The 1,344-nt window shown below is 42.6% G+C and carries 2 protein-coding genes; both read right to left on the bottom strand.

Going from position 1 to position 1,344, the window contains the following annotated elements; all coding sequences use genetic code 11:
- Nucleotides 1-59: 59 nt before the first annotated feature.
- Nucleotides 60-347, bottom strand: a complete 288-nt coding sequence (locus KWJ01_RS27920; RefSeq protein WP_255651022.1) for a transposase — start codon at nucleotides 345-347, stop codon at nucleotides 60-62.
- Complete coding sequence (locus tag KWJ01_RS03980; protein ID WP_255651021.1) at nucleotides 322-1,104, bottom strand: transposase; 783 nt, start codon at nucleotides 1,102-1,104, stop codon at nucleotides 322-324. Before KWJ01_RS03980 ends, KWJ01_RS27920 begins: the two co-directional genes overlap by 26 nt.
- Nucleotides 1,105-1,344: the final 240 nt, after the last annotated feature.

The raw sequence follows: 1,344 nt of genomic DNA, 5'->3' as shown, positions 1-1,344 counted from the left end.
CCGCCGGAATTCTAAGGTTAAGCCAAGGTTTAGGTATATTAAATTTTCAAGATTTGAAGTTATGCAGCTTTGTTATATTGTCGAAGAGCAACATAGGGAGTTTCTCTTTTGATAGTGGCAAAAATGCGGTTGATGATTTTAGCTCTAATAGCATTAATGACTACCATTTTTGGCTTTCCTTCAGCAAGCTTTCTGTTATAGTAGCTTTTAAGCTCCTCATCGTGTTGGATGGCTGTAGTGGCACAATTGCTAAGCAGGGCTTTAATCTGGTGATTAGCCAGTGGACTGGTTTTGGTTCTGCCTCTGATGCTTTTACCCGAGCTATGCGGCGTCGGCCGTCCGATCAAAAGGTGCTACTCCACAGTAGGAGGCAAACTTACGACTGTTTTCAAAGCCAGTAAAGTTGTTTGTAGATAAAATCATTGCCAGGGCAGTAAACATGCCCACTCCTGGTACTGAGCATAGCAGGTCATACTGCTTTTTGACTTCTTCTCTTTCTTTGATTTTGGCTGTAATTTGGGCCTGCACCAGCTTGACTTGCTCCTTGATCAACTTTAGCTGTTTCTCTGATTCCTTGATGATAAACTTATTGTTGACTAAATGAGCAAGATCCTTTAACTCCTTGAGTGTCTGTTTTAAGCTGGTTTGAGTCTTTACCAGCCTGGAGCGGAATGCGTAGAGATTTTTCAGCTCCAGCAGTTGGGAAGATGGCAGCCTGCTAGCTTTGAGCTTGTGACGATGCAGAAAAGCAAATGCAGCAATTCTCTTAGCATCTATCCCGGCGGGGACCGCTTTGTCATTTTTACCTCTTTGCAGGCCAATGGAGCGCTGCAGGTGTAAGGGTGAAACTAAAGCAAATGCCAGCTGCTGTTTTTCAAGAAAACAGCAAAGTTCCAGTGTATAGGAACCTGTATGCTCCATTAGGAAAAAAGCATCTTTAGCTGTTATTGCCAGCTCATTCAACCAAACCAATAAGGCCTTAAAACCGGAAGGGTTATTGGCAAACTTCTGGTAGAAGAAATGCTCTGGCCTGGATGCTAGGCAAACAGCTACATCGATGGTTTCTTTAGAAACATCAATTCCGAAAAATGAACTAAACTTCATACCTTTACAATTAGTGATGTGAAATAGAAAATTGAAGCTGCCGACTAATCCCTTTAATAAGCCTAAAAGCTTAAGATTCTAATTGGTAGCGCTTCAAAAGAAAGAGCCTGGGACTAATTCCGGCCTTGAATCTGCTAAAAACAAAGGCGGCCCCATAGTTCACCCGGGCTCTTTTTCTCTCTCCTAAAATAGGACTTTCCCTATAATATTCTCAAGCACTAATCTAAAGGGCGGCCCCGT

This window comes from Cesiribacter sp. SM1 (assembly GCF_020178975.1).
GTDB lineage: Bacteria > Bacteroidota > Bacteroidia > Cytophagales > Cyclobacteriaceae > Cesiribacter.
Note: the sequence above shows the minus strand (reverse complement) of the source record. Positions and strands in the feature narration are given on the sequence as shown.

Bases quoted from the DNA above. Each gene is read 5' to 3' on its own strand.
- KWJ01_RS03980 (WP_255651021.1), bottom strand. From the start codon at position 1,104: ATGAAGTTTAGTTCATTTTTCGGAATTGATGTTTCTAAAGAAACCATC.